The sequence below is a fragment of the Herbaspirillum sp. B65 genome (genome assembly GCF_000333555.1).
Taxonomy (GTDB): Bacteria; Pseudomonadota; Gammaproteobacteria; order Burkholderiales; family Burkholderiaceae_D; genus Herbaspirillum; species Herbaspirillum rubrisubalbicans.
In genome coordinates, this window is record NZ_BADI01000858.1 from 1 (window position 1) to 2,895 (window position 2,895).

Below are 2,895 nucleotides of genomic sequence, written 5' to 3' on the forward strand. Positions count from 1 at the left end.
CATCATTATCCTCACCGCTCACATGAAGATTTTTACATCGCAAGCTTACACGCAGCGCCCGCCATCGACCTCGATGCACACGCCGGTGACGAACTGGGCTTCATCCGAACCCAGGTAGAGGCAGGCATTGGCGATGTCTTCGGGGGTGGAGAAGCGGCCCATGGGGATGGTGGCGACGAACTTCTTGCGGTTTTCGGGGGTGTCGGGCACGCCCATGAATTCGGCCAAGAGGCCGGTGGCCGAGATGACCGGATTGACGCAATTTACGCGGATCTTGTCCGGGCCCAGTTCGGCGGCCATCGACTTGCTGGTGGTGATGACCGCGCCCTTGCTGCCGTTGTACCAGGTCAGGCCCGGACGCGGGCGGATGCCGGCGGTGGAGGCGATATTGACGAAGGCGCCGCCGCCGACCTGGCGGAAGTAGGGCACGAAGGTCTTGGCCGAAAGGAAGATGCTCTTCACGTTGACCGCATAGACGCGGTCGAACTCTTCTTCTTCCACTTCCAGCATGGGGCGGTTACGGTGGGTGGTGCCGGCATTGTTGACCACGATGTCGAGCTTGCCAAAGTGTTCCAGGGCGGTGGCCAGCAACTGATCCATGTCGGCGCGCTTGGAGACGTCCGCCTTGGCAAAGACGGCCTTGCCGCCAGCGGCCTGGATTTCCTCGACCACCCGCAAGCCACCGGTCTGGCCGATATCAGCTACCACCACGGCCGCGCCTTCACGGGCATAAGCCTTGGCGATGCCTTCTCCGAAACCCGAACCGCCACCGGTGACGATAGCTACCTTGTCTTGCAAACGCATGATGTGTCTCCTTGAAAATAATTTACCTAATCGTTGAATCGACGTCGTAACGATCTCGATCTCAACCGTGGCGGATGGCAATGGTCTTCAAGATCGTGAAACCATAGAGCGCCTCGAAGCCTTTCTCGCGCCCGTGGCCGCTGGCCTTCACGCCGCCGAAGGGCAGTTCCACGCCGCCGCCGGCGCCGTAGTTGTTGATGAACACCTGACCGCTGCGAATGGCTCGCGCCAGGCGCATCTGGCGGCCGCCATCGCGGGTCCAGACGCTGGCCACCAGGCCATAGTCGGTACCGTTGGCCAGGGCAATGGCGTGCGCCTCATCCTCGAAGGGCATGGCTGCCAGCACCGGGCCGAACACTTCTTCCTGCGCCAGGCGATGGCGCGGCGGCACGTCGCGCAGCAGGGCCGGGGCCTGGTAGAAACCGTTGGCCGGCACGCCGGCTGCAATCTCGCCTTGCGCCACCAATGGGATGCCATCGCGCCGGGCCTCGGCGAGAAAGCCTGCCACGCGCTCCTGCTGGGTCTTGCGGATGAGCGGGCCGCAATCCAGGTCCATTTGTGACGAACCCACCTTGAGTTGCGAGAACAGCCCGGCCAGGCGCTCCAGCACCTGCTCATAGGCGCCGCGCTGTACCAGCAAGCGGCTACCGGCCGAACAGGTCTGGCCGGCGTTCTGCACGATGGCATTGACCACCACCGGCAGCATGGCCTCCATATCGGCATCCTCGAACACCACCTGGGGCGACTTGCCGCCCAGCTCCAGCGTGACCGGCGTGTGATGCTCGGCCGCGCCGCGCACCACCAGCTTGCCCACGTTGGGCGAACCGGTGAAGGACACATGATCTACGTCGGGATGCTTGACCAGCAGGTCGCCGGCCTCATGACCATAGCCGGTGACAATATTGAGGGCCCCCGCCGGGAAACCGACCTCAGCCGCCAGTTCGGCCACCCGCAGGATGGACAGGCAGGCATCCTCGGCCGGCTTGACCACGCAGGTATTGCCAGCGGCCAGCGCGCCGCCCACGCAGCGCCCGAAGATCTGCATCGGGTAGTTCCAGGGCACGATGTGGGCGGTCACACCATGTGGTTCGCGCAGGGTCAGCACCGTATAGCCTGCCTGGTAGGGGATGGTGTGGCCATGCAGCTTGTCGGCGGCGCCGGCATAGAACTCGAAATAGCGCACGATCGCCGCCGCATCGGCACGCGCCTGCTTCATCGGCTTGCCGCAGTCGCGGCCTTCCAGTTGCGCCAGTTCTTCCTGATGATCCTGCAGTTTGTAGGCCAGCTTCATCAGCAGCCGGCTGCGCTCGGCCGCCGACAGCTTGCCCCAGGCACCTTCATAGGCCAGCCGCGCCGCTTGCACCGCGCGCTCGACATCGTCGGCGTTGCCGCGGGCAATGGCGGCGAAGACCTGGCCATCGGAAGGGTCGATGACAGGGATGCTCTGGCCGGAAGTCGGAGCGACCCAGCGGTTGTCGATGAAATGCTGTTTCATGGTGGTACTGTCCTCGGGTGGTTGGCGCAATGCCGGGCAAGATGCAACACGACGCAACAAGACGCAGCAGGGCAGCCACGGGCAAGCGCGCGGACGGCGTCTGCGGGCAGGCCGGGAAGGGGCGTGTCTCCTGGATTGTTGTGTTTTTTGTGGTGGCTCAATCTAAGCCAGTGCGGCAAAGATGTCAAATTAATTTACTACTTTACTGACTACTTGCCCCGCGAGGCTGGCGGTAAGCCAGGCAAATCCGCTACCATGCGCAAGCAGTGCAACAAGTGCAATATGCACCCACACGGAGTCTCGATGCCCCACACCAGCAAGCCGGCACGCCCCGCCGCTTCCAGCGACATCCTGAACCTGGCCGCCGCCGGCCTCGGTCCGGTACGGCCGGAGCGCTTTGCCGAGCGGGTTTATGAAACCCTGTTCCATGCCATCGTCGAAGGCCGCATCGCAGTGGGCAGCAAGCTGCCCTCGGAAAACGACCTGGCCACGTTGTTCGAAGTCTCACGCCCGGTGGTACGCCAGGCGTTGGACCGCTTGCGTGAGGATCAACTGGTGGAGTCGCTGCGCGGCTCCGGCACCTATGGAAGAAAAGG

At 63.6% G+C, this 2,895-nt stretch carries 3 protein-coding genes; 1 reads left to right on the top strand and 2 read right to left on the bottom strand.

Going from position 1 to position 2,895, the window contains the following annotated elements; translation table 11 throughout:
* Positions 1-45: 45 nt before the first annotated feature.
* Both I5W_RS20430 and I5W_RS20435 read right to left on the bottom strand, forming a co-directional pair.
* The gene (locus tag I5W_RS20430) at positions 46-804 is read right to left on the bottom strand and encodes an SDR family oxidoreductase (RefSeq protein WP_017451145.1); all 759 of its coding nucleotides are present in this window, start codon (positions 802-804) and stop codon (positions 46-48) included.
* 61 nt (positions 805-865) lie between these two features.
* The gene (locus I5W_RS20435) at positions 866-2,299 is read right to left on the bottom strand and encodes an aldehyde dehydrogenase family protein (protein ID WP_044530610.1); all 1,434 of its coding nucleotides are present in this window, start codon (positions 2,297-2,299) and stop codon (positions 866-868) included.
* A 303-nt stretch (positions 2,300-2,602) separates the two neighbouring features.
* Between I5W_RS20435 and I5W_RS20440 the strand changes: the two genes are divergently transcribed.
* On the top strand, positions 2,603-2,895 hold a 293-nt coding region (locus tag I5W_RS20440), incomplete at its 3' end, for a FadR/GntR family transcriptional regulator (RefSeq protein WP_044530611.1).